Raw genomic sequence first — 24,105 nt, forward strand, 5'->3', positions numbered from 1 at the left:
TGTAGCGCCGGGCTTTCTTGCATTATGCGACCGGCCCTGGGGCCTATACGAAATCTAGCAGGCAGTTTTCGTATAGAACCTGGTGGTACCGGCGACTTCAAAGACGGCCTAATATGCGTGATCAATTGTCCCCGCGTCGAATCAGCATGAAGCATTTTTTCCCCAGCACCGCCCTAGCCCTATTCATTGGTATCGGTCTGTTGCCGATGTCGACCAATTCGTTTGCAGCCAATAGCTGGGACAAGCTTCAGCCTGATCGTGACGAAGTGATCGCCAGCCTGAACGTCGTCGAGTTGCTCAAGCGCCATCACTACAGCAAGCCCCCGCTCGATGACGCGCGCTCCGTGATCATCTATGACAGCTACCTCAAACTGCTGGACCCGTCGCGCAGCTACTTCATGGCCAGCGACATTGCCGAATTCGACAAGTGGAAAACCCAGTTTGACGACTTCCTCAAAAGCGGCGACCTGAATGCCGGGTTCACCATCTACAAGCGCTACCTGGACCGCGTCAAAGCGCGTCTGGACTTCGCCCTTGCCGAGCTGAACAAAGGCGTCGACAAGATCGACTTCACCGCCAAGGAAACCTTGCTGATCGATCGCAAGGACGCCCCTTGGCTCAAGAACACCGCAGAGCTCGACGACCTGTGGCGCAAACGCGTCAAGGACGAAGTCTTGCGGCAGAAGATCGCGGGCAAGGACTCCAAACAGATTCAGGAAACCTTGACCAAGCGCTACAAGAACCAATTGGCGCGCCTGGACCAGACCCGTGCGGAAGACATTTTCCAGGCGTACATCAATACCTTCGCCATGTCCTACGACCCGCACACCAACTATCTGTCGCCGGATAACGCGGAGAACTTCGACATCAACATGAGCCTGTCCCTCGAGGGCATTGGCGCCGTGTTGCAGAGCGACAACGACCAGGTGAAAGTCGTGCGCCTGGTGCCTGCCGGCCCGGCCGACAAGACCAAACAGGTCGCACCGGCCGACAAGATCATCGGCGTTGCCCAGGGCAACAAGGAAATGGTCGACGTGGTCGGCTGGCGCCTGGACGAAGTGGTCAAGTTGATCCGTGGGCCGAAAGGCACCGTGGTGCGCCTGGAAGTGATCCCGGCCAGCAATGCGCCGAACGACCAGACCAGCAAGATCGTCCCGATCACCCGTGAAGCGGTGAAGCTTGAAGACCAGGCGGTGAAGAAGTCGGTCCTCAACCTGAAACAGGACGGCAAGGACTACAAGCTCGGCGTCATCGAGATCCCGGCCTTCTACCTGGACTTCAAGGCTTTCCGTGCTGGCGATCCGGACTACAAGAGCACCACTCGCGACGTCAAGAAACTGCTGACCGAGTTGCAGAAAGACAAGGTCGACGGCGTGGTCATCGATCTGCGTAACAACGGCGGCGGCTCCCTGCAGGAAGCTACCGAGCTGACCAGTCTGTTCATCGACAAAGGCCCGACCGTTCTCGTGCGTAATGCCGATGGCCGGGTCGATGTGCTGGAAGATGAGAACCCGGGGGCCTTCTACAAAGGGCCTATGGCGTTGCTGGTCAACCGCTTGTCTGCTTCAGCTTCGGAGATTTTTGCCGGCGCCATGCAGGACTATCACCGCGCGTTGATCATCGGCGGCCAGACCTTCGGTAAAGGCACCGTGCAGACCATTCAGCCGCTGAACCATGGCGAACTGAAACTGACCCTGGCCAAGTTCTACCGGGTTTCCGGCCAGAGCACCCAGCATCAGGGCGTACTGCCGGACATCGATTATCCGTCGATCATCGACACCAAGGAAATCGGCGAAAGCGCACTGCCTGAGGCCATGCCGTGGGACACCATCCGCGCGGCCATCAAGCCTGCGGTTGACCCGTTCAAGCCGTACATTTCGCAGCTCAAATCCGAGCATGACGTACGCTCGGCCAAAGACGCGGAGTTCGTGTTCATCCGCGACAAACTGGCCCTGGCGCAGAAACTGATGACGGAAAAAACCGTCAGCCTCAATGAAGCTGATCGTCGTGCCCAACACGCCGATATCGAAGCCAAGCAACTTGTCATGGAAAACATCCGTCGCAAGGCCAAGGGTGAAGAGCCGCTCAAAGAGCTGAAGAAAGAAGACGAAGACGCCATCGCGGCCGAGCCAGACAAGACCAAACCAGAAGACGATGCTTATCTGAGCGAGACCGGGCGGATTCTGTTGGACTACCTGAAACTCAATACCGCGGTAGCCAAGCACTAAGTTGTTACAAGCAAGATGATGGCAATTTAATGCTGACGCTCTCCGGAGCGTCATCATACAGTCATCATTCTGTCGTGAAATAAAGGACTGGGAGCCCCTCTTTATCCAAGAGAGTGCTCCCAGTCCTTTTTTTATCGCCAGAGAAAGCCATGACCACCACAGAACAGCTGAGTGCCTTGAGTTCCATACTGGCTCAAAGCGGTTTGCACAGCTTGTTCCAGCCGATCATTTCCCTCTCTGAGCGACGTATTGTCGGTTACGAAGCCCTCAGTCGCGGGCCCTCCAACAGTCCGCTGCACTCCCCCCTCGCACTGTTCGCCGTGGCCCGCCAGGCCGGCCGCCTGAGCGAGCTGGAAATCGCTTGCCGTCAAAGCGCCTGCCGACGTTTCAATGAGCAGCAACTGCCCGGCAAACTGTTCCTCAACGTTTCCCCTGAATCCCTGCTCGAAGCCGCCCACCAACCCGGTCGCACCCTGCAACTGCTGCAGGATTTCGGCATACCGCCAAGTCAGGTGGTGATCGAACTGACTGAACAGACCCCGACCGACGATTTCGAGCTGCTGCAAACCGCTCTACATCACTATCGAGCGATGGGGTTTTCCATTGCTCTGGATGATCTGGGCGCGGGCTATTCGAGTTTGCGGCTGTGGTCTGAATTGCGCCCGGACTACGTGAAGATTGATCGACACTTCATCGACGGCATTCACCAGGACGCCCTCAAGCGCGAATTCGTCGGCTCGATCCTGCAAATTGCCAAGGCCTCACGGGCACAAGTGATCGCAGAAGGTATCGAGCTGCCGGAAGAACTCGCGGTATTGACCGAGATGGGCGTGGACCTGGTTCAGGGTTATCTGCTCTGCCGCCCCCAGGAACATCCACCTCGTGATGCCCGAGCCCTGATGCCCAAACGGGAAAGCACAGCGGTGGCGTTAAATGATGAAGTCAGCGACCTTAGCGCTTTGCTCAACGACCAACCGGCAGTGGGTCGCGATACACCGACCGCCACGGTGCTGGAAGCCTTTCGCCGCCAGGCCAACCTGAACTCCCTGGCAGTACTCGACGAGCAAGGTCAGCCCTGCGGCATCGTCCACCGGCATTCGCTCTCCGATGCACTGCTCAAGCCTTTTGCCACCGACCTGTTCGCCCGCAAGCCGATCAGCCGCTTGATGAGCGATGACTTCCTCGCCGTTGAGATGAGCCAGTCGTTGCAACAAGTGAGTCGCCTGATCACCAGCCGCGCACGACAGCGCATCGAAGAAGACTTCATCATCACTCTCAACGGCAGTTACCTGGGATTGGGCCGAGTGATCGACGTACTCAAACTGATTACCGAACTGAAGATCCAGCAAGCCCGTTACGCCAACCCGCTGACCCTGCTGCCAGGCAACGTGCCGATCCAGCAATGCCTGACGCGACTGCTGCAACAGCAACGGGAATCGGTGATCTGCTACGTCGACATCGACAGTTTCAAACCCTTCAACGACATCTACGGCTACGGCCGTGGTGACGAAGTCCTGCTGTGCCTGGCGCAATGCCTGAATGATCGCGTCGACCCGTCCCGCGACTTTGTCGGCCATATCGGCGGCGATGACTTCCTGCTGGTACTCGGCCCGGAAGACTGGCGCAAACGCTTGAACCAACTGCTGGACGACTTCCAGAGCCAATGCCGACGCTTTTATCGCAGCGAACATCTGGAAGCCGGCTGCTTCATTGCTCCAAACCGTCAGGGTGTGCGCCAGGAGTTTGCGTTGCTGTCACTGTCGATCGGCGTGGTGCATTTACATCCACAGGCCTGTGGACAACTCGATGCAAGCCAGTTGGCGGAGATGGCATCGCAAGCCAAGCATCACGCGAAGAATGTGCCGGGGTATAGCGTGCATGTGATTGATAGTCTGGCGGTGCCGGGTGAGGGTTTGCTCGTAGGACAGCGGTGATTGATCTGACGCCTTCACGAGCAAGTTCTGCCAACTCAGATTGAGGGCGGTGCCTCGGAACCGCGAGCCGCCAACTCTTTCAGCTTGAGCTCAGCCAACGGATGCCCGGCCTTCGCAGCCATCTCCCAAAACCGCGCAGCTTCAACCGCATCCGGCGCCTTGCTCGGCGTTCCGGCGAGACTGATCATGCCAACTTGATACGCCGCCTTGCCATCCCCCGCCAACGCCGCCAGGCGCAGCAATCGAACACCTTCCTCACGAGCCCCTAGACCGACGCCGCGAAAGGTCAGGATGTGCCCATAGAAGCTCTGGGCGCCGACATCACCCAGGTTCGCCATGCGTGCGAACTGGCCTTCGAGCCAGCTCCAGCCACGCGGCTGACGCACAAACCATGACCAGTGAAACAAGCGGCGAGCCAGCCAGTAGCTGGCCCGCGCCTTGAGTTTTAAAAACACTCAGGCCTCCGCAGATTCCGGGTACTCATACTCGAACACCCGCACCACTTCCGAGGCATGCCAGGACGCTGCGGCCACCCCATCGGACGGCCCGGAGAAACGCCCCAGACGCTCGACACACTCAAAGAACCCGGTACGCGGCAGGCGACTGGCGCCCTGGCTGATCACCAGCGAACTGCGCAGTGGCTGCTCGGCCTTGGCGTCCAGCGCGGCCAGATGCTCCAGGGCCGCTGTGAGGGTCAGCATGGCCGGCGTCGGCAATTGCAAACGCTCCAGCAGCGCCCGATAGGTCAAAAGATGTCGCTGACGGCGCGCCTGATCCAGTTCGCCCAGCAACCCGTCCCAATGTTGACGACTGATGCGTACGCTCACGATTCATCCCTCCACCCTGGCACCGTCAATTCCCAGGCCAGGCTGCGGCGAATCGCAGCGTCGGGCAGACGCTCGCCACTTTCGATCAAGGCCAGATAAGACGGGCTGATGCCTACCGTGCGGGCCAACGCCTCGATGGCGATGCCCTTCCCTTCGCGCAAACTGCGTAGTTGATCCAGACCCGGAAGAATCTGGTCTGGTGTTGCCGCCTGACGCTCTGGGGCGACCTGCGGCGGTTGTTCATTGATGCCTGCTGCTTTCAGTAGAGCCTGATATTGAGCCCATGGCAGAACCGCATACTCGGGCTCTCCTTCGCGTGTAATTATCTGAATATCCATGACTACCCCGTAGGACAACAACACTTAGCGAGTCGGCACTTTTCCCTAGAAGTGTAATCCTAACAGCGGCCAAGGTCGCGGGGGTATCAATCTATGGATGAGACTGAATCAGTTCAGTTTTTTTTCGGACCCTGAAGTTGAAGTTGATCCGGGGTATCGGGCAGGCGTTCAACCACTGCAAGCTTTTCCGGCAACTGACGCTTGCGCCAGGCGCGGAAGGCGTTGAGCTCATCGTCGAGAACTTTCATCAGCCAGGCCAGCACCGCGATGTCATCGAGCATGCCGAACACTGGAATGAAGTCCGGAATGGCATCCAGCGGACTGAGGAAGTACATCAGGCCTGCCACCACCGAAATCAACGCTTTGGGGCTGATAGCCCGATACTCACCGCGCCAGTAAGCCAGGCAGAGTGCCTGCAACAGGCGTAGATCATCCTTGAGCTTGCCCAGCCGGTTACCCTGGCTGGCACCTTTGCTGGCTACCGCGAAGAGCAAGGTCGGCAAACGTCCACGCGCGAGCAGGCGTCCGGCCAGAGGCAGGAAACGAGCGAAATTCCAGGGTGTTTTCATTTATTCCTCCCACTGAAATGTTATCCACACAAATTGTGGATAACCTTGTGAACAGAGCTGCTTTTCACGGCTGAAAGCCCCGTTTCATAAGGGCCCAACTCAGATCGGGCGTTTTTTACTCACATAAAAAAACCCAAGATTTCATTGACTTGGCGCTCTGGCGCGGCTAGCACGGGCGCCCTCAATGGCTATGACTCCAGCCTACAGCATCCGTTCGCTTTGTTAACCTTTGCTGAACGCCAGATGCAACAACGCCCCGCATAAGCGAGGCGTTGTTTTAGAGCAGACGCTGATTACTTGGCAGGAGCGTCTTGTTTTGCTGGATCCTTGATCGCCAGCAGTTCCAGGTCGAATACCAGCACCGAGTTGGCTGGAATCGCCGGGCTTGGGCTTTGGGCGCCGTAAGCCAGTTCGCTAGGGATGTACAGTTTGTACTTCTCGCCAACGTGCATCAGTTGCAGGCCTTCGACCCAACCCGGAATCACACCGCTGACCGGCAGATCGATCGGGCTGCCACGCTCGACGGAACTGTCGAAAACGGTGCCGTTGGTCAGGGTGCCGGTGTAGTGAACGGTCACTACGTCGGTCGGCTTAGGCTGTGCGCCATCGGCTTTTTTGACCACTTCATACTGCAGGCCCGAAGCGGTGGTGGTTACACCGGCTTTCTTGGCGTTGTCTTCGAGGAATTTCTTGCCGGCAGCTGCCGACTCTTCGCTCATTTTGGCCATACGCTCTTCAGCACGCTTTTGCAGTGCTGCGAAGGCTTCGACCAGTTCGTCATCCTTCAGCTTCTGTTCTTTCTTGCCGACGGCATCTTCGATGCCTTGGGCTACGGCTTTGGAGTCCAGATCATCCATGCCTTCCTGAGCCAGGCTCTTGCCCATGTTCAGGCCAATCCCGTAGGAAGCTTTTTGCGCCGGGGTTTTCAGCTCTACGCTGGTCTGCGAATCACAACCCGCAAGTACCAGGCTAACCAGGGCCACCGCCGCCGCCAACCGATGCTGTTTCATGCTATTTCCTTGTTCATGCGCCTAAAGGGCAATCGAGTAAAGCCGCGAGCTTATCAGGCGGCCACGACCAATGGCTACCGGCATGAGAGCAGGAAACTTCTGATAAGTTCAGGTGTTTTAACGCATTTCGGGAACGGACTGATGAAGCTTCTGTCATCTTGCGCTCACAGAGACCGATACCGGATCCCCCAACGTCTGGCGTAATGGCCACTTGCCGCACCTCAGGCACTGAGGCATAAGGAAGCTTCAAATCGACAAGGATGTTTATCTTGCGCCTCTTCTTTCGCTTGCTGGTTCTGTTCGCAGTCCCGCTGGGGCTGGGCCTCGCCGTGGTTCTGTACTATGTCGCCAACCCGAAACTGCCGGTCTGGTCACCCGTGCAGCAGGTGCATTACCTGGAGCAATGGAGCGCCAGTGACCGCGAGACTTACTACTTCACGCCCCAGGGCACTCAGGTCAAAGGCTTGCGCTATGACTGGTTCAAGGCCCTCGAACTGCCGTTCTCGCAACAGCGATTCGCCGCCCCCGAATACCTCGCCCGCTTCGGTTTTCTGATCGACCCCAGCCAGCGACCCACGCCGAACAACCCCGGCAATCTGCCCGTGGGCTTTGCCCGTCATCAGAACCCTGGAAGCCAGGACGAGTTTCTGGACATTACCTGCGCCGCCTGCCACACCGGCGAACTGCGCTTTAACGGCCAGGCCGTGCGCATCGATGGCGGTTCGGCGCAGCACGTTCTGCCATCCAGCGTTCCTACGTTGCGCGGCGGCAGTTTCGGACAAGCGCTGGTAGCGAGTCTGACCTCGACTTACTACAACCCGTGGAAATTCGAACGTTTCGCACGCAACGTATTGGGCCAGGACTACGATGCCCGGCATCAACAACTGCGCAAAGACGTCAAAGTCTCTCTCGACACCTTCTTGAAGGTGGCCTGGAACGACACCCATCGCGGGCTCTACCCGACCGAAGAAGGCCCCGGCCGCACCGACGCTTTCGGGCGCATTGCCAACGCCAGTTTCGGCGATGCTATTTCCCCCGCCAACTACCGTGTAGCCAACGCACCGGTCGACTATCCGCAACTGTGGGACATGTGGACCTTCGACTGGGTGCAGTGGAACGGTTCGGCGCAGCAACCGATGGCCCGCAACATCGGTGAGGCCTTGGGTGTGGGTGCGACGCTGAATTTCTTCGACGCTAACGGCCAACCGCTCAAAGGAGACGCCCGTTATCCGTCCAGTGTCCGCTTGCGCGATCTGCACCTGATCGAACAAACCCTGCAACGGCTCAAACCACCAGCCTGGCCGGAAGAACTGCTGGGCGCCATCGACAAAACCCAGGCCGCAAAAGGTCGCGAATTATTCACCGAGAACTGCGCCGGCTGCCATGTACCTCGATCGGTCCAAAGCGACGGGCGCTGGGTGCAACATCTGAAAATGCTACCCGTGGAGTACGTCGGCACAGACCCGGGCGCGGCCAATAACATCGCCGACCATCGCTTCGACCTCACAGCCTTGAAATGGGACCCGGCAGAGCTGGCGCAACTGGATGTGCAATTGCAGCCGACGCCCGTTGAATCGCTGGATTTGAGCAAGCTCTCATCGGCTAAAGGGTTGGCCTACATCACCGCTTTCGTCGGAAACCAGGCCTACCGTGAAGCAAAAATTCCTGCGGCCGAACGACCGGACATGGATGGCTTCGGCCTGCCGATTGGAGTGCGCGAATTGCGCGCCTACAAGGCGCGACCATTGGCGGGAGTCTGGGCCACCGCACCATTTCTGCATAACGGTTCGGTGCCGAACATTTATCAGTTGCTCTCGCCCCAGGATGAACGCGCAACCACCTTCTACAAAGGCACTTTCGAGTACGACCCCAGGCACCTGGGTTATCGCACCGAGGCCTTCACCAATGGCTTCATGTTCGACACACGCATCACCGGCAATCACAACAGCGGCCACGAATTTCGGGCAGGCAAGCGTGGCAACGGCGTCATCGGTCGTCTGCTGCAACCAGAAGAGCGCTGGGCGCTGCTGGAGTATCTGAAAGTGTTGGGCGGCCCGTTAGAGGCGCAATTGCCATGAGTAGACTCTGGATGCGTTTTGGCGCCTTTCTCGGCAAAACCCTGCTGTGGTCGCTTGGCCTTGGATTGCTCGGCTGGGCGCTGGCCACGGCGTGGTTCGCCTGGCAGCACAGCGGCCCGGTCTCGGCTGAAGAACTGATCCCGGATGGCGAGTCAGCGATGACTCAAGACATCATCCAGACGGCCGTGCGCATCGTCGATCAGCACCGTGAAAGCACCCGCTACCTGCGCGACGCCCATGCCAAGGCCCATGGCTGCGTGAAGGCCGAGGTTCAGGTGCTGCCGGATCTGGCGGACGAACTGCGTCAGGGTGTGTTCAGCGAACCCGGCAAAACCTGGCAAGCGACGATGCGACTGTCCAACGGCAATGCCTACCCGCAGTTCGACAGCATCCGCGATGCACGGGGCATGGCAATCAAGTTGCTCGATGTGCCCGGTAAACAACTGCTGAACGATCAACAGAGTCGTGGCGAACAGGATTTCGTGATGTTTAGCCATCCGAATTTCTTCGTCAGCGATGTCGCCGAGTACCGTCAGAATGTAGCCGCACAGGCTGATGGCAAGAAGGTGTTGGCATTCTTTCCGGGTTGGGACCCGCGGACCTGGCAGGTTCGCCATCTGTTTATCGCGCTGGCGACACTTTCACCCGCCCCGGAAAGCCCGACCCAGACGACTTACTTTTCGGTTTCGCCCTACAAATTCGGCGAAGCCAATGCCAAGTTCCGTGTCATGCCCGATCCGGCAAGCTGCCCGACTTACACCCTGCCCGCGCAAAACCAGAAGTTGCCGAACTTCCTGCGCAATGCGCTGAACCAGCAACTGTCGACCGACCGGATGCCGGCCTGTTTCGTCCTGCAGATACAACGCCAGGACCCGGCCAAGTACATGCCGATCGAAGACACGAGCATTGAGTGGCAGCAAAGCGATGCTCTGTTCGAGACCGTGGCGCGGATCAACGTACCCGCCCAGGACTTCGATACGCCTGCGCTGAACGTGCAATGCGATAACCAGTCGTTCAACCCGTGGTTTGGCCTTGAGGCTCATCGCCCCATTGGCGGCATCAACCGGTTACGCAAAGCTGTATACGAAGCCGTGAGCGACTACCGACACAGCCGCAACGCCGAACGATAAGAAGGCAGAAGCCAAACCCCAGACAGCAAAAAGCCCGCATTAAGCGGGCTTTCTGTGGTGACCTGGCGTTCAGCGTTCCAGGTGACCGAATATGGCGCAGCGGACGGGACTCGAACCCGCGACCCCCGGCGTGACAGGCCGGTATTCTAACCGACTGAACTACCGCTGCGCGTAGCGTTGAAAGTAAGTGGTGGGTGATGACGGGATCGAACCGCCGACATTCTGCTTGTAAGGCAGACGCTCTCCCAGCTGAGCTAATCACCCTTTACCTTCGTTGCGGGGCGCATTGTGCCACAGATTTTCATAAAGTGTTGATTTAATTGAATAATTTTTCAAAAAAATCTGAAAACCCATAAAACGACGCGACCTGCAGGAACAACGTACAAACTTTTGACAGAAAAAAACCCGCGTTAAGCGGGCTTTTCCGTGGTGACCTGGCGTTCAGCGTTCCAGATAACCGAATATGGCGCAGCGGACGGGACTCGAACCCGCGACCCCCGGCGTGACAGGCCGGTATTCTAACCGACTGAACTACCGCTGCGCGTAACACTGGAAGCGAATGGTGGGTGATGACGGGATCGAACCGCCGACATTCTGCTTGTAAGGCAGACGCTCTCCCAGCTGAGCTAATCACCCTTCACTTTCGGTGTGGCGCGCATTCTACGTAGCGACCACACCTCTGGCAAGCACTTTTTTAATTAATTTTTTCAGGCCTTCCAAAGGCTTAGAGAAGGGTTGGCCTATGGCGCCGCGAAGAGAATAATGCCCCCCTTTGTATAAAGGAGAGACTCGCCCCATGTGGTTCAAAAACCTGCTTATCTATCGCCTGACCCAAGATCTGCCTTTTGATGCCGAGGCGTTGGAAACTGCACTGGCCACCAAACTGGCGCGTCCATGTGCAAGCCAGGAGTTGACCACCTACGGTTTCGTCGCGCCATTCGGCAAGGGCGAAGATGCTCCGCTGGCGCACGTCAGTGGCGACTTCCTGCTGATCGCCGCCCGTAAAGAAGAACGCATTCTGCCGGGCAGCGTCGTGCGCGACGCGGTGAAGGAAAAGGTCGAAGAGATCGAAGCCGAACAAATGCGCAAGGTCTATAAAAAGGAACGCGATCAGATCAAGGATGAAATCATCCAGGCCTTCCTGCCGCGCGCCTTTATTCGTCGTTCGTCGACTTTCGCCGCCATCGCGCCAAAACAGGGCCTGATCCTGGTCAACTCGGCCAGCCCGAAACGTGCCGAAGACCTGTTGTCCACCCTGCGTGAAGTCATCGGCACACTGCCAGTACGTCCGCTGACCGTGAAGATGTCCCCTACCGCGACCATGACTGAATGGGTCACCACCCAGAAAGCCGCGGACGATTTCTTCGTGCTGGACGAGTGCGAGCTGCGTGATACCCACGAAGACGGCGGCATCGTGCGTTGCAAGCGCCAGGACCTGACCAGCGAAGAAATCCAGCTGCACCTGAGCACCGGCAAAGTGGTCACTCAGCTGTCGTTGGCCTGGCAAGACAAGCTGTCTTTCGTGCTTGACGACAAGATGGTGGTCAAGCGCCTGAAGTTCGAAGACCTGCTGCAAGACCAGGCGGAACAGGACGGTGGCGAAGAAGCCCTCGGCCAACTGGACGCCAGCTTCACCCTGATGATGCTGACCTTCGGCGACTTCCTGCCGGCGCTGGTTGAAGCGTTGGGTGGCGAAGAGACTCCGCAGGGGATCTAAACCTCTCTGCAGGTATTGGGTTACCTTCAAACGCCACCGCTTCGGTGGCGTTTTCACATAACAAGGATCAGGCCATGCGCGCACTGGCTGCATTGAGTCGTTTTGTCGGCAACACCTTCGCTTACTGGGTACTGATTTTCGCCGTCGTGGCGTTCCTGCAACCGACCTGGTTCATCGGCCTGAAGGGCGCGATCGTGCCGCTGTTGGGCCTGGTGATGTTCGGCATGGGCCTGACCCTCAAACTTGAAGACTTCGCCGAAGTCGCTCGCCATCCATGGCGCGTGGCCCTGGGCGTGGTTGCGCATTTCGTGATCATGCCCGGTGTGGCGTGGTTGCTTTGCCAGGCTTTTCACTTGCCGCCGGAGATCGCTGTCGGCGTCATCCTGGTCGGCTGCTGCCCTAGCGGCACCTCGTCGAACGTGATGACCTGGCTGGCCCGCGGCGATCTGGCGCTGTCGGTGGCCATCGCCGCTGTCACCACCCTCCTCGCCCCGCTACTGACCCCGGCGCTGATCTGGCTGCTGGCCTCAGCCTGGTTGCCGGTGTCGTTCATGGAGCTGTTCTGGTCAATCCTGCAAGTGGTGCTGTTGCCGATCGTGCTTGGCGTGGTTGCCCAGCGCTTGCTGGGTGATCGGGTTCGCCATGCGGTGGAGGTGCTGCCGCTGATCTCGGTGGTGAGCATCGTTATTATCGTCACAGCCGTAGTGGCCGCCAGCCAGGCGAAGATTGCCGAATCCGGCCTGCTGATCATGGCCGTGGTGATGCTGCACAACAGCTTCGGCTATCTACTGGGTTACTTCACCGGGAGGCTGTTCAAGTTGCCACTGGCCCAGCGTAAATCCCTGGCGCTGGAAGTCGGCATGCAGAACTCCGGGCTGGGTGCGGCCCTGGCCAGTGCGCACTTCTCGCCGCTGGCGGCGGTGCCGAGTGCGTTGTTCAGTGTCTGGCACAACATCTCCGGGGCGCTGCTTTCGACGTATTTCCGCCGGATGAGCGAGAAAGAAGATCGGGAGGTGGCGGCTCAACAGGCCACCGACTGATCCGAAAACTTGATCCCTGGGTTAATGATGGGCACTCTATTGCAAAACGCGAGGACGACCTCGCGGCTCGATCGAGTCATTAATCTGGGGACGACCCCGTCAATCGATGGAGGTCTCTCATGTCCTGGATCATTCTGTTTTTCGCCGGCCTGTTCGAAGTAGGCTGGGCCGTCGGTCTGAAATACACCGATGGCTTCAGCCGCCCTCTCCCCACCGCATTGACCGTTGCCGCCATGGCCATCAGCCTTGGCTTGCTGGGCCTTGCCATGAAGGAATTGCCGCTGGGCACGGCCTACGCGATCTGGACGGGTGTCGGTGCGGTCGGGACGGTAATTGCCGGGATCATTCTGTTCGGTGAATCCATGGCGTTGTTCAGGCTCGCCAGTGTGGCGCTGATCATTTCCGGGCTGGTCGGGCTGAAGATCAGCGCCTGACGGTTTGCTGCCATTACGAAAAAACCCGCCCCCCTATTGATATAGACAGGGGGAGCGGGCTTTTTCAATGGTGTGTATTAACCGATCAGCTCTCGGCCAGCTCCATGCGTTCACGCGCGACCGGGGCCTTTTGCGCATGCTCAAGCTGCATACAGCGCTCCAGGAACAGGAACATGTAGTCGTAGCTCTTGCAGACGGCCTGACGCAATTCCACTTGCAGGGATTTGCTTGGGTTCATCCCCGCCAGCGTGCAGATGATTTCCAGGGCTTCCCACGGATGGGCATCGTCGTACTGGGCATGCATCTTCAACCACTTCATGGCCCGCTTGCGATCTTCCTCAGGGAATGATGCCGCGTAGACGCCACTGGAACAGACCAGCGCCGACCACTCCCCGGTCGCACCTTCAATGGCGTAGTTGGTGGCGGCAATGGCAACGATCAGCGAATCCGACGAACTGGTGTGCCAGCACCAGTGGCTCAAGGCGTGAAGTTCAGGGTCAACCTTTTGCGCTTGCAGATCTTCCAGGCTGACACCGTGAGCACGGCTCCAGTGCACCCAGTAATCGGCATGGTTCAATTCGACGCGTATGTTACGCATCAGCCAGCGACGCGCCATGTCCTCACCTGGGTGGCGGGCAAAACGAGTCTTGCTCAGGTTCTGTGCCATATATAACGCGAACTGTTCGACTACCGGCCAGCCACCAATCAGGTACTGGCGCATGGTCTTTGCGCTGAGTTTGTTATCACGCAGACGCTTATACAGTTCGTGTTCGACAACCCGGCGTTTGCTCTCGCTGCAATCCTGGATCAGGCTTTGAGCCCAGGCGGGATAACTTGCAGCGTCCATGAGCGGTCCGGTTCGGTTGAATGTGTCGATCACTGTCGAGCTCCTTTTGATTGTGATTATAAGGATCAGCAAGAGATTTCAACGGAACGTGCCAGGCGCCTTGAATAACAAAGGCTGAGGCCTGGCTGGACGACTTTGTAAACTGTCGCGGGTAAACAAATGCGGGCGTTCAATAACATACCCTTGAGCGTAATCCACCCCGATCTCCAGCAATGCCTGCTCGATCTGGGGTGTTTCAACAAACTCGGCAATCGTACGCTTACCCATAACATGACCGATGTGATTGATCACTTCGACCATGGCGCGGTTAATCGGGTCGTCCAGCATATCCTTTACGAAACTCCCGTCGATCTTCAAGAAGTCTACAGGTAAATGTTTCAAGTATGCGAATGAGGACATTCCGGCGCAAAAGTCATCCAGTGAAAAGTGGCAACCTAAACCTTTGAGTTCATTAATAAATCTGATTGCACTTGCGAGATTGGAAATAGCACTGGTTTCAGTAATTTCAAAACAAATCATTTCAGGCGGTATGGAGTAAGTAACAAACTGTTCACGCAGGAAGTGCAGAAACGCCTCATCTCCGATAGTTGTGCCTGACAGATTAATCGCACACATGGCCAATGGTCCTTTGTGCTGTTCGGCTATGCATTGGGCAATAATTTTGAAAACGTTCTGTACAACCCAGCGGTCAAGGGACGTCATCAGACCATAACGCTCAGCAGCCGGAATAAAACTGTCGGGCAAAATCATGCGTCCGGCTTCGTCATGCAGGCGCAACAGAATTTCGATATGTCCACCGCCCTTCTCGATATGACCAAGGGGCGCGATTTCCTGTGCGTACAGACAGAAGCGGTCTTCTTCCAGCGCCATGTGCAAGCGCTGCACCCAAGCCATCTCGCCGAAGCGCAGGGACAGTTCCGAATCATCGGGGTGATAGACCTGAACCCGATTGCGGCCCTTTTCCTTGGCCATGTAGCAGGCCATGTCGGCAGCGCGCAGCGAGGCTTCGAGAGTGGTCGGATTCTGAGCGATGTGAACCAGTCCGATGCTCACAGTGGTCACGAACGGTCGGCCTTTCCAGACGAAGTGCAGGTTCTGCACGGTCTGACGCAGGCCCTCGGCGATTTTCTCGGCGGCTTCCGGGGCGCAGTTCTCCAGCAGGATGCCAAACTCGTCGCCACCCAACCGGGCCAGGGTATCGCCTTCGCGTAAACCGGATTGCAACAGAGCGCAGATATGCCGCAGCAACTCGTCACCCGCCGCATGGCCGCAGGTATCGTTGACCAGTTTGAACTGATCCAGATCGAGGAACATCAGGGCATGGCGCCCCGACTGCCGCGCCAGGTTATGCAGCGCCTGTTCCAGGCGATATTCGAATTCGCGGCGGTTGGCGAGCCCGGTCAAGGCGTCATGGGTCGCCTGCCAGGACAGATTGGCAATGTATTGCCGCTCCTGGGTCATGTCGTGCAATACCAGCACGGTACCGCTGACCTTGCCGGCGTTGCGGATCGGCGCACCGACCAGGGTGACCGAAACCGTGCTGCCATCCAGGCGCTGGATCAGTTTTGAGTGTTCGCTGCCACCGCTCAGCTGTCCGCTCAAAATGTGCTCGATCAACGTGAAGCCATCGGCCTGAGCGTTCTCGTCCAGCAGATTGAACAGCGCCGCCAGCGGCAAACCCGTCGCCTGCTCGGCCTTCCAGTGAGTCAACGCCTCGGCGGCCGGGTTCATGTAGGCGATTGCGCCGTCGACATTCGTGGTGATCACGCCATCGCCAATTGATTGCAGGGTGATCTGCGCCCGGTCCTTCTCCAACTGCAGGGCCTCGGCGAACGCATTGCGGTGCTTGAGCAGTTTGTGGGTGCGCATCAGTGCTAATGCAATCAAGCCCAGGGCGGTGGCGAGGTTGGTCACCAGCAATACCCGCAGGATCATCCGCGAGCCTTCGCCCAAGGCATCGCTGAAGGCCTTCGCTGCCGGTGTCACACTTTCGTTGATGACGAATATCTGATCCTTCCAGCGCTTGATATCGGCATCGGTGGCCTGATCGGTGGTGATGCGCTGATGCATCTCCCGCGCAATGGCATCGAGTTGCACCAGATACGCATCGCCCACCTTCCAGAGGTCGATGGCTTTCTCGTGGTATCTGAAGTGCCGGAAATTCAGGTACAGCCAGATCACACTATTGATGTCATCCGGGTGGTTACCTCCCTTGAGGATCGCCACCCGTGCCGCTTCGATATTCGGTGGCCGATGATCCAGCGCCACACGCAACTCGTGGCCACCCTGAGGTACGGCAATGGCGTTCTGGTATTTGAGGAAAATCGTCTCGTCGCGGTTGTCGGCGTAGAGATTGAGGTAATAGATGGCGTCTTTTTGGCCTTTGGACCACAGGCTTTCACCGGCAACGTAGCCGCGAACCGCCGACAGCACGTACAGGCTGACGCCACCGAGCATCGCCTGAAACAGCACGACAGCGATAAATGGCCAGACGATGCCCAACAACCGTGGCGTTCCGTGAGTCCGCGTTTGATTCATGAGGTCCCTTGTTTTAGCACTACCAGATCAGCATCCCGACGTGATCGCTACAGCTAGACTAGGGTGCGTTCTAAGTCCCGGCAAGTGATCAACAAAAAACACACTGCGGTCCCCTCGCGATACATATATACCGCACGGACTCTCTTCCAGGTCCTTGTAATCGGTACCGATCCCCCTGCTGAACCGCAGGGAACCAACCGAAGCAAGACAAGAGAAGCCGCATCATGCAAACAACCCCTTCAAATGGCGCTTCAAACGCCCCAGGCACTTCATCCCCGACCACCGCTCAGGTCCATCAGGGTCAACTCCAGGACTATGAACTGTTGCGATCAGTTTTACGTGAGGAGGTGGGTTCACTATCTGGTTTTTCCCAAACGCTACTCAGGCCACGATCTTTTTCACCCTTGAATCATGAAAACGAATCTGGCCAGGAAGCGTTACAGCAGTTGCTTGTGGATCCCGACTACCGTGCACTGTGCAAAAAAAACAATGTCTCCCCGCACTATCTGATCGTCACCTTGAAAGAACGGGGCTTTGTTTATGAGACTTCAAATCGCGAAGGTGCAAACAAGATCGAACTGCCCCTGACAGGAAACGAAAACTGGCAAGCACTTCGAACCCGGATCGAAAAGGCTGCCACCTTGCTGGGCGGACAAATTCGCTATGACCGCCTGATCTCGGCACCCAGGATTGCCACGTTTTACGGGTTACACCCTTGGGATCCGGCCAACACCGCTGAACATCAAGCCGCCATCGATACCCTTGAAGAAAAGAACGCAACTTTTCAATTGGGGCTCGAGGACGATTTCAACATACTGGACCTCAAACCAATTCTTAAGAAAGAAGATCGACAGGTTTCTTTTCAAGGTGTCCTGACAACCGAATCCCGTGATGAATTGCAAGGGCAGTTCATTACAGGCGAAATCAAAAGAGTCATCCAATCATTTCTACCTGAAGGAGTTACATCCCCGCTGACCCATTTAGCCAACGACATTCTTGCGTCAGCCATGCCTGAAACGGTTGATGTCCAGCCAACAGTTTTTCTTCAAAAGATCCTGCAAAGTCCGGAAGCCGAAAAATTAGGAACCGTTTTGCTGACAACGATGGATTGGTACGGCGGAAAAGTGGGTGAAGAAACCTCGCCTCATGTACGCACCAAAGTGGTAGCCCAAGCGCTGCAAATCTGGTTCAAATCGCAAACTATTGAATACCCTGACAGGATCGCCGGTTACGACCTGAAATCCAATTTAAACTGGGGAAAAAGCTACAGAGATATATGGAGGGAATTTAAAGATCATTTATTCACATCAAGACGGGCCATCTCAAAAAAAGAAGCCACTGTCATGGCAAGGCTGTTCCTCCACGAGTTCCCCACCGAATTCCGCATCAGCGACATTCCGAAAGATCTGCCTTATAGAAGCTCCGTTGTTTGGGTCAACTTTGTGAGCGGCGTAAACTTCATAAATTTTACCGACTCCAAGGTGCTGTACAGAAAAACCTTCCAACAGCTGGTCAATACACCCTTGAAAATAAACGAGGGCGCGAAAAAAGAGCAACTGCGTGCTGTAGCTCTCGCGAGGCTACTGCCGACAGTGGAGTGGGCGACAACCCAGGGTTTAATTCCACAAAAACAACATGAAGAATATACACAGACCGAAATTGACTTAGCGATATTAGAACTGGACACATACACCAATGCTTTGAGCGACGCGCTCAGCAAACTCAATAAAGCGACGCCCGAACGCCTGTCCATTGCAAAATCCGTCATCGATCATGATTTCCCTAAAGTATCTGACAAAGATTCTGTAATCAATTCCTTCTGGAGTGATCATGAACTGGCGGAGCCCGCCCGATACCTTAACTGGATGAAAAGACACTCGACCATTGACGTCGTCGCGGACAATAATTTTGACGGCAAAAAAACATGGGCAGTTATCAAAAAAAATAGCAACGCCATCAGTTTTTATATTTGGTTAGATGAAGATAGAAAACTACGCACCGGAGACACTTCATCCAGCAAAAAATACACCACCATCTGCAATGTCAAAGAACTATTTGAACAATACTTCAAAGACCATATAATTTCGCAGACTGGCGCCTATAAAACACTAATAAAAAGCTTGCTGTCATCACTTACATTCTCTGACCGGCAGGCGCTGGAATTGGGAACGCTCAAGATATACACCCTGAGAAAGGAAACGTATAAAGTAGAGGCCAAGTACGAAACGCCTGAAAAAATATTACCGCTCCGCGCCCGTAATGGCCTGCTGTTGCTGACTACATACCAAGGTGTTACCAGCACATTTGAACTGCTGCCAAGAGCCGGAGTCATACGTCGCATCGGCAATCTAGACACGGAGCTATTTGGCGGTCTACTCAAGTCCGAGACCTGGCACATAGGCATGAACCCCTACCCCGTCGAAGTCTTGCGCCATAAGACATTAAACTTTGACTGGAAAGCTCACTCAACAGGCAGTAAACCGCTGGATGTAGCGCATTGCGAGGCCATCATCGAACAATTGGGCCACACGTTCATGCCCCCCGGCAGCACTATGGAGAGCGCCGACGGACTAGCCCTGACGATAAACTCAAAACGCAGCCAGGAAATCAGTCACTTCATCGCTACCGAACTGCTGTTCGTTGATCCGGAAGTGCTTCACCACGCTGCTTATGGTCAGACACAGTTTGACCGCGCCGCGGCCTCTCAGAAACGCTTCGAGAATTTCGCCAAGACTCTTGTACCGTTCTGGACGTCTATCGAAGACATAACCTCCGATGATACAGAACGTAAGGTGAACGGTGCATTCGGCCTGTCGATGGACCTGGCTTCATTTGGCCTGCCCATCGGCAAACTGGTCTCCGGCTCGATAAAACTGCTGGGCAATGCAAGCCGGCTGACAATACTCGCCAGGCTCACCGCATTTGCGTCACTGACTAAAGAGGTGTCGATTTTGACCCTGCAAGCATTGAATCCGGTTGACGGAGTCGGCTCGCTGCTCAAGGCACTGGGATCCCGAGGGGTAAAGCTGGGTAGATCCGGCATTTTCAAAATCAAAGCTATGGCGGGCAAGGCCGGCCACTACGAATTTGCTCAGAGCCTGCCACAAATCGGCGGTGCGGGCCGCTGGAGGCCTTTGTCGACCGGTGATCGACTAGCGTCAGTCAAAGGCTTGGAAGATGTACCTGTACGCAATACCGGTTCTGCTGTATCGCCAGCCTTCCATGCAGTCGATCCCGTTTCAGGCAAACCGTTCGGACCCAGTTTGCCCGCGCATGACATATCAATGGGCTCTTCGACATATCAGAAAATAGGCATTGCAGATAATGAGGAGCTGTATGTAATTGCCGAAACAGCTCTAGTTAGAACGACATTAGAGGTTGATGGTAGAACAACTGTGTTCATCGACAACGTGCCATACCGAAATCATGAAAATGCTTTGTCGCGAGTCGACAGCCTCGATGCAAGCGAGAGTCTAAAAACTGTTCCTTGTCGTTCTCGCAGGGCCCCCGAAGGAGTCTGCAAAACCAGGTACGTCATCACCGACCATCCTGCTGAGCGCCCCACCGCAGGCACTTTTATGGATGTTGAGGATAGTTGGGCTCCATGGTTCGGGGACGGCAGATTCACCCCCTCTCAATCGACATCAACCCAATCCCGTCAACTACTGGCGTTTGAAGAGAAAATTTACGAGGTCATAGACGGTAAACTCATTACTTACAAGGGCATGCCTAAATGGATCGGTCTTACCAAAAAAAAGCCTATACCCAAGAAAACCATCAACGCCCGCCTCGAATTTCAGCAGGGAATCTATGGAGGCTTGAAAGTGACCGGCAGCGCCGAAAAAATCGATGATGTACATGAAGTCGGCGCGCTCGTCGTTTATTCCAAGGACAAAAGCCATCGGTACGTATTCGCCAAGCTGCATATGGATGATTACTACATGGTCAAGCTTTCAGCCAGCGACAGCGTCCAAGGGCCGTTGCAAATGAGCAAGGTGTCCGAACAACAACTTTTGGAAGACACGGTCGAAAAAGAGTTACGACGCATATACATAGGATCCTTGAATGCGAACAACATGGTGTGTATTCATGGAAAAGACAAGGTTCATCAGGCGCTGGATAAACTTGATGAATACGCGGTAGACATTGGAGTAGCGGCGAACCCTATCGATGAATTGAAGTGGGTGAACGTGACAGCCTATTCCGCAACATCACTATTGTTTGATGGCCCAACAAGGGCAATGGCCGCCACACTTTCAGATGGCGCGAGTTTATGGGCCAAAAGTACTATGACATCCATCGAATTACAGCAAGACGTTGCGAATAGATTCGACACCCTTTTTTCAAGGGCTACAAGTGTGGCATCCAACAGCACGAAGATTGACAATGCGATGGAGGATCTACAAAAGCTCATTCAACCCAATCATCGGAAAAAGTTGCGTAATATCGCTTTTGCCGAAGTCAGAACCGCTACAGGAAAGAGTGAAGTTTACGTCAGCGTTTCTGGAACCAGGAACAATACCAGACACCTCCCCCTGTTCGCGGGCAATAAAAGTCAAGTTGAGTACGGTGACTCGGTCTATTTCAACGTCGACCAGTTGAGGAAGTCGACAACCCTTGACTCCTTAACACTATCGAGTGGTGAGGCGTTGCTATCGATCCCTCACCCAATTACCGATCCGACCCGACCCAACGTTATCAAGTGGGCAACATCCGTAGACAGCGAAAGTAAATTGATCGCTTACATCAGTGATAAATACCCAAACACTGGTGACATCAAATCGATCAACGTTGTCACTACCCTGCCGCCGTGCGACTCATGCTCAATCATTCTGAAAGGGTTCGGTTATGACCATGGGGTCGATGCGCTCAACGTGATATGGGGCAAGCGCCCTAATGGACGCCAAGCACAATCCTGACAACCTCAGCAACAAATCCTGCAGCATTGGCAGCTCTTCGAGCAACCCAAACTAAGTTCAACCCGCTCAATGCTGCTGCAAATGCCCATACAGCTTGGCGTACAAACCACCATCAGCAATCAACTGCTGATGGTCGCCATCCTCGGCAATTTGCCCGCCATCAAACACCAGCACCCGGTCGGCCTGCTTCACCGCGGACAACCGGTGCGCAATGATCAGCGTGGTGCGGTTGCTCAAGAACCGCGCCAACGCCTGGTGCAGGTTGTATTCAGTGGCGGCATCCAGCGCTGAGGTCGCTTCGTCGAGGATCACTACTTTGGGTTCGGCCAACACCATCCGTGCAATCGCCAGGCGTTGACGCTGGCCGCCGGACAAGCGCACACCGGAACGTCCGACGATGCTGTCCAGGCCATTGGGCAACTCTCGAATCGTGGCGTGCAATTGCGCGATTTCCAGCGCTTGCCAGCAGGCTTCGTCACTGCGTTCGCGGCCCATTGTCAGGTTGGCGCGCACGGTGTCGTTGAACAGCGCCGGATGTTGCAGGACCACGGCGACATTTTCGCGCACGGTTTCCAGGCCGATCTCTTGCTGGGTCGAGCCGCCGAAGCGAATCGTCCCGGCGAGCGGCGTGTACAAACCCAGCAGCAACTGCACCAAGGTGCTTTTACCACCACCGCTGGCGCCGACAATCGCGACCTTTTCGCCGGGGGCGATCGACAGGTTCATCTGGTTCAACACCAGCTCGTCGCCGTAACCGAAACTCAATCCCTGGACTTCGATGCCCACGGTTTCGCGACCGTTGAACGGATCGACACCGCCCGGGTATTCAGGCTCATCGGCCCGGGCCAGCAACTCGTTGATCCGCGACAGCGCGCCGCTCGCCGCGTAATAGGCGTACTGCAGATTCAGCAGCTGTTCCACCGGACCGATCATGAACCACAGGTAGCTGAACACCGCCAGCATCTGGCCGATGGACAGGTCGGAAAACAGCACGGTGAGCATCGCCGCCGCACGGAAAATATCGATGCCAAACTGGAACAGCAAGCCGCTGGCACGGTTCGAGGCATCGGTTTTCCACTGCGAGTTCACCGCGTAATCGCGCACTTCCCGGGCGCGCTGCCCCAGGCGCCCTAGGAAAAAGCCCTGACGGTTGCCGGCACGCACTTCCTGAATGGAATCGAGGGTTTCGGTCAGTGCCTGGGTAAAGCGCGAGGTGCTGTCGTTCTCGAGTTTCTTCAGGTGCTTGACCCGTTTGCCCAGCAGTACCGTGGCGTAGATCACCAGTGGGTTGAACAGCAGGATCAGCAACGCCAGCTTCCAGTGCATCCACATCAGGATGGAGGCGGTGCCGACCAGGGTCAGCATGGCCACAAGGAAACGACTGAGGGTTTCGCCGACGAATTTGTCTACGGTGTCCAGGTCGGTGACCAGATGCGTGGTGACCGTGCCGCTGCCCAGGCTTTCGTATTCGCCCAGGGAAATACGCTTGAGCCGTTCGATCAGCCGTGTGCGAATGCGATACACGATGTCTTTGGCCAGTGCCGCAAACAACTTTGCCTGAACCACGTTGAAGAACAAGGCGCCACAGCGTAGCAACAAGGTCACCAGCAGCATCAGGCCGATGTAGCCCGTCGCTTTTTGCCAGTCGTCTGGCAGCGCGTGGTTCATGATCTTCAGCGCGGCGTCGCCGTGGCCCAGCAGTACTTCGTCCACCAGCAACGGCAGGAGCAAGGGAATCGGCACGCTACACAGGGTTGCCAACACCGCCACGCCGTTGGCGATCCACAGGGATTTCTTGTGATGCAGCGCCAGGCGACGGATTTCTGCCCAGCTCAGACGGTCGACACGTGAAACAGTTGGCTCGTCGTCGGGCAGATCATGCACAGGCAGCGCGCTCCAGCCAGCGGCCGAGCAACGGAGACAATGCGCTGAGCGGCTGATAGCCATTGGTCAACAGCGCCAATTGACCATTACGCTCAGCCAGCAAGGTAGGGAAACCGGCAATGCCCAGGTCCTGGACCCAGGTGAAATCGGCCGCCGTCGCGGCGTGCTGATCGGCACGGTCGAACGCGGCGGCGAACTCGATGCGCGGCAGACCGGCTTGCTCCGCCAGCTCCACCAGAACGCTGGCATGCGTGACATCGCGACCTTCGGCATAAAACGCGTGCTGAATCAGCCCGAGCAGTTTCCACGCGCAATCCGGCGCCAGGCTGCGTGCAGTCACCAGCGCCCGACAGGCAGGTTCGGTGTCGTAGACAAACCCGTCGGGCAACGCGCCTTCCAGCTTGAACGGTTGGCCAGTCGCCTCGTTGACCGCCTGCCAATGCTCAAGGATGTAGCGCCGGGTGGTCGGCTCCAGCGCGGAACCGCTGCCGGTACGCAAACCGCCCACCACCAGGTGCACGTCCACGCCCGCTGCTTGCGCCTGCTCGACCAGCGCGTTGGCCACCGGTGCGAAGCCCCAGCACCAGGAACACATCGGGTCCATCACATAGA

The 24,105-nt window shown here is 56.5% G+C and carries 17 protein-coding genes and 4 tRNA genes; 8 read left to right on the forward strand and 13 right to left on the reverse strand.

Annotated features, from left to right (window positions below; translation table 11 throughout):
- The first annotated feature begins 146 nt into the window (after positions 1–146).
- Together ACSQ87_RS23505 and ACSQ87_RS23510 are read left to right on the forward strand one after the other, a co-directional pair.
- Positions 147–2,228, forward strand: a complete 2,082-nt coding sequence (locus tag ACSQ87_RS23505; protein ID WP_436274494.1) for a carboxy terminal-processing peptidase — start codon at positions 147–149, stop codon at positions 2,226–2,228.
- Positions 2,229–2,377: 149 nt separating this feature from the next.
- A complete protein-coding gene (locus ACSQ87_RS23510) occupies positions 2,378–4,162 on the forward strand; it encodes a bifunctional diguanylate cyclase/phosphodiesterase (protein WP_436274495.1) in 1,785 nt (594 codons plus the stop codon).
- A 35-nt stretch (positions 4,163–4,197) separates the two neighbouring features.
- On the opposite strand, the gene ACSQ87_RS23515 is transcribed toward ACSQ87_RS23510, so the two are convergent.
- From ACSQ87_RS23515 to ACSQ87_RS23535, 5 genes are all read right to left on the reverse strand, one after another.
- Positions 4,198–4,617 (reverse strand): sel1 repeat family protein, encoded by a 420-nt coding sequence (locus ACSQ87_RS23515; RefSeq protein WP_436274496.1) that lies wholly within the window; start codon positions 4,615–4,617, stop codon positions 4,198–4,200.
- Positions 4,618–4,989, reverse strand: coding sequence for a hypothetical protein (locus ACSQ87_RS23520; protein ID WP_046049139.1), 372 nt, complete (start codon positions 4,987–4,989; stop codon positions 4,618–4,620).
- Positions 4,986–5,327 carry a helix-turn-helix domain-containing protein gene (locus tag ACSQ87_RS23525; protein WP_150657001.1) on the reverse strand — a complete coding sequence of 114 codons (342 nt, stop codon included), beginning with the start codon at positions 5,325–5,327 and terminating at the stop codon, positions 4,986–4,988. Before ACSQ87_RS23525 ends, ACSQ87_RS23520 begins: the two co-directional genes overlap by 4 nt.
- A gap of 113 nt (positions 5,328–5,440) precedes the next feature.
- Positions 5,441–5,896 (reverse strand): YkvA family protein, encoded by a 456-nt coding sequence (locus ACSQ87_RS23530; protein ID WP_223433092.1) that lies wholly within the window; start codon positions 5,894–5,896, stop codon positions 5,441–5,443.
- Between the two features lie 293 nt (positions 5,897–6,189).
- Positions 6,190–6,906 carry an FKBP-type peptidyl-prolyl cis-trans isomerase gene (locus ACSQ87_RS23535; protein ID WP_046049137.1) on the reverse strand — a complete coding sequence of 239 codons (717 nt, stop codon included), beginning with the start codon at positions 6,904–6,906 and terminating at the stop codon, positions 6,190–6,192.
- Between the two features lie 269 nt (positions 6,907–7,175).
- Here ACSQ87_RS23535 and ACSQ87_RS23540 point away from each other — a divergent pair, with 269 nt between their 5' ends.
- Positions 7,176–8,984 (forward strand): di-heme-cytochrome C peroxidase, encoded by a 1,809-nt coding sequence (locus tag ACSQ87_RS23540; protein ID WP_436274497.1) that lies wholly within the window; start codon positions 7,176–7,178, stop codon positions 8,982–8,984.
- Entirely contained in the window at positions 8,981–10,114 is a 1,134-nt protein-coding gene (locus tag ACSQ87_RS23545; RefSeq protein ID WP_436274498.1) for a catalase family protein, read from the forward strand. Before ACSQ87_RS23540 ends, ACSQ87_RS23545 begins: the two co-directional genes overlap by 4 nt.
- Positions 10,115–10,206: 92 nt before the next feature.
- Here the strand turns inward: ACSQ87_RS23545 and ACSQ87_RS23550 are convergent.
- The 4 genes from ACSQ87_RS23550 to ACSQ87_RS23565 all read right to left on the reverse strand — a co-directional run bounded on the left by ACSQ87_RS23550 (position 10,207) and on the right by ACSQ87_RS23565 (position 10,750).
- A tRNA-Asp gene (locus tag ACSQ87_RS23550) sits at positions 10,207–10,283 on the reverse strand.
- 19 nt (positions 10,284–10,302) lie between these two features.
- Positions 10,303–10,378: transfer RNA gene (locus ACSQ87_RS23555), tRNA-Val, on the reverse strand.
- A 200-nt stretch (positions 10,379–10,578) separates the two neighbouring features.
- A tRNA-Asp gene (locus ACSQ87_RS23560) sits at positions 10,579–10,655 on the reverse strand.
- 19 nt (positions 10,656–10,674) lie between these two features.
- Positions 10,675–10,750: transfer RNA gene (locus ACSQ87_RS23565), tRNA-Val, on the reverse strand.
- A 160-nt stretch (positions 10,751–10,910) separates the two neighbouring features.
- Between ACSQ87_RS23565 and rdgC the strand changes: the two genes are divergently transcribed.
- From rdgC to sugE, 3 genes are all read left to right on the forward strand, one after another.
- The gene (gene rdgC / locus ACSQ87_RS23570) at positions 10,911–11,831 is read left to right on the forward strand and encodes a recombination-associated protein RdgC (protein WP_008151195.1); all 921 of its coding nucleotides are present in this window, start codon (positions 10,911–10,913) and stop codon (positions 11,829–11,831) included.
- Between the two features lie 74 nt (positions 11,832–11,905).
- Entirely contained in the window at positions 11,906–12,871 is a 966-nt protein-coding gene (locus ACSQ87_RS23575) for a bile acid:sodium symporter family protein (RefSeq protein ID WP_223433095.1), read from the forward strand.
- Between the two features lie 119 nt (positions 12,872–12,990).
- Positions 12,991–13,305, forward strand: a complete 315-nt coding sequence (sugE, locus tag ACSQ87_RS23580; protein WP_008151200.1) for a quaternary ammonium compound efflux SMR transporter SugE — start codon at positions 12,991–12,993, stop codon at positions 13,303–13,305.
- 85 nt (positions 13,306–13,390) lie between these two features.
- On the opposite strand, the gene ACSQ87_RS23585 is transcribed toward sugE, so the two are convergent.
- Together ACSQ87_RS23585 and ACSQ87_RS23590 are read right to left on the reverse strand one after the other, a co-directional pair.
- Positions 13,391–14,152, reverse strand: coding sequence for a TenA family transcriptional regulator (locus tag ACSQ87_RS23585; RefSeq protein ID WP_436274499.1), 762 nt, complete (start codon positions 14,150–14,152; stop codon positions 13,391–13,393).
- 78 nt (positions 14,153–14,230) lie between these two features.
- Entirely contained in the window at positions 14,231–16,690 is a 2,460-nt protein-coding gene (locus tag ACSQ87_RS23590) for an EAL domain-containing protein (RefSeq protein ID WP_436274500.1), read from the reverse strand.
- A 224-nt stretch (positions 16,691–16,914) separates the two neighbouring features.
- Here ACSQ87_RS23590 and ACSQ87_RS23595 point away from each other — a divergent pair, with 224 nt between their 5' ends.
- On the forward strand, positions 16,915–21,609 hold the full coding sequence (locus ACSQ87_RS23595; RefSeq protein WP_436274501.1) for a deaminase domain-containing protein: 4,695 nt from the start codon (positions 16,915–16,917) through the stop codon (positions 21,607–21,609).
- Positions 21,610–21,675: 66 nt separating this feature from the next.
- Here ACSQ87_RS23595 and ACSQ87_RS23600 read toward each other — a convergent pair whose 3' ends face one another.
- Positions 21,676–23,493, reverse strand: a complete 1,818-nt coding sequence (locus ACSQ87_RS23600; protein WP_223433099.1) for an ABC transporter ATP-binding protein — start codon at positions 23,491–23,493, stop codon at positions 21,676–21,678.
- Positions 23,486–24,088, reverse strand: coding sequence for a DsbA family protein (locus tag ACSQ87_RS23605; RefSeq protein ID WP_191623581.1), 603 nt, complete (start codon positions 24,086–24,088; stop codon positions 23,486–23,488). Before ACSQ87_RS23605 ends, ACSQ87_RS23600 begins: the two co-directional genes overlap by 8 nt.
- Positions 24,089–24,105: the final 17 nt, after the last annotated feature.

The sequence above is a fragment of the Pseudomonas sp. LjRoot277 genome, from assembly GCF_964253845.1.
GTDB lineage: Bacteria > Pseudomonadota > Gammaproteobacteria > Pseudomonadales > Pseudomonadaceae > Aquipseudomonas.

What these genes read in the sequence shown, in the direction of transcription:
- ACSQ87_RS23525 (WP_150657001.1), bottom strand. Translation starts at nt 5,327, where the DNA reads ATGGATATTCAGATAATTACACGCGAAGGAGAGCCCGAGTATGCGGTT.
- ACSQ87_RS23545 (WP_436274498.1), top strand. Translation starts at nt 8,981, where the DNA reads ATGAGTAGACTCTGGATGCGTTTTGGCGCCTTTCTCGGCAAAACCCTG.
- ACSQ87_RS23590 (WP_436274500.1), bottom strand. Translation starts at nt 16,690, where the DNA reads ATGAATCAAACGCGGACTCACGGAACGCCACGGTTGTTGGGCATCGTC.
- sugE (WP_008151200.1), top strand. Translation starts at nt 12,991, where the DNA reads ATGTCCTGGATCATTCTGTTTTTCGCCGGCCTGTTCGAAGTAGGCTGG.
- ACSQ87_RS23510 (WP_436274495.1), top strand. Translation starts at nt 2,378, where the DNA reads ATGACCACCACAGAACAGCTGAGTGCCTTGAGTTCCATACTGGCTCAA.
- ACSQ87_RS23585 (WP_436274499.1), bottom strand. Translation starts at nt 14,152, where the DNA reads ATGGACGCTGCAAGTTATCCCGCCTGGGCTCAAAGCCTGATCCAGGAT.
- ACSQ87_RS23535 (WP_046049137.1), bottom strand. Translation starts at nt 6,906, where the DNA reads ATGAAACAGCATCGGTTGGCGGCGGCGGTGGCCCTGGTTAGCCTGGTA.
- ACSQ87_RS23505 (WP_436274494.1), top strand. Translation starts at nt 147, where the DNA reads ATGAAGCATTTTTTCCCCAGCACCGCCCTAGCCCTATTCATTGGTATC.
- ACSQ87_RS23575 (WP_223433095.1), top strand. Translation starts at nt 11,906, where the DNA reads ATGCGCGCACTGGCTGCATTGAGTCGTTTTGTCGGCAACACCTTCGCT.
- ACSQ87_RS23530 (WP_223433092.1), bottom strand. Translation starts at nt 5,896, where the DNA reads ATGAAAACACCCTGGAATTTCGCTCGTTTCCTGCCTCTGGCCGGACGC.
- rdgC (WP_008151195.1), top strand. Translation starts at nt 10,911, where the DNA reads ATGTGGTTCAAAAACCTGCTTATCTATCGCCTGACCCAAGATCTGCCT.
- ACSQ87_RS23605 (WP_191623581.1), bottom strand. Translation starts at nt 24,088, where the DNA reads ATGTGTTCCTGGTGCTGGGGCTTCGCACCGGTGGCCAACGCGCTGGTC.
- ACSQ87_RS23595 (WP_436274501.1), top strand. Translation starts at nt 16,915, where the DNA reads ATGCAAACAACCCCTTCAAATGGCGCTTCAAACGCCCCAGGCACTTCA.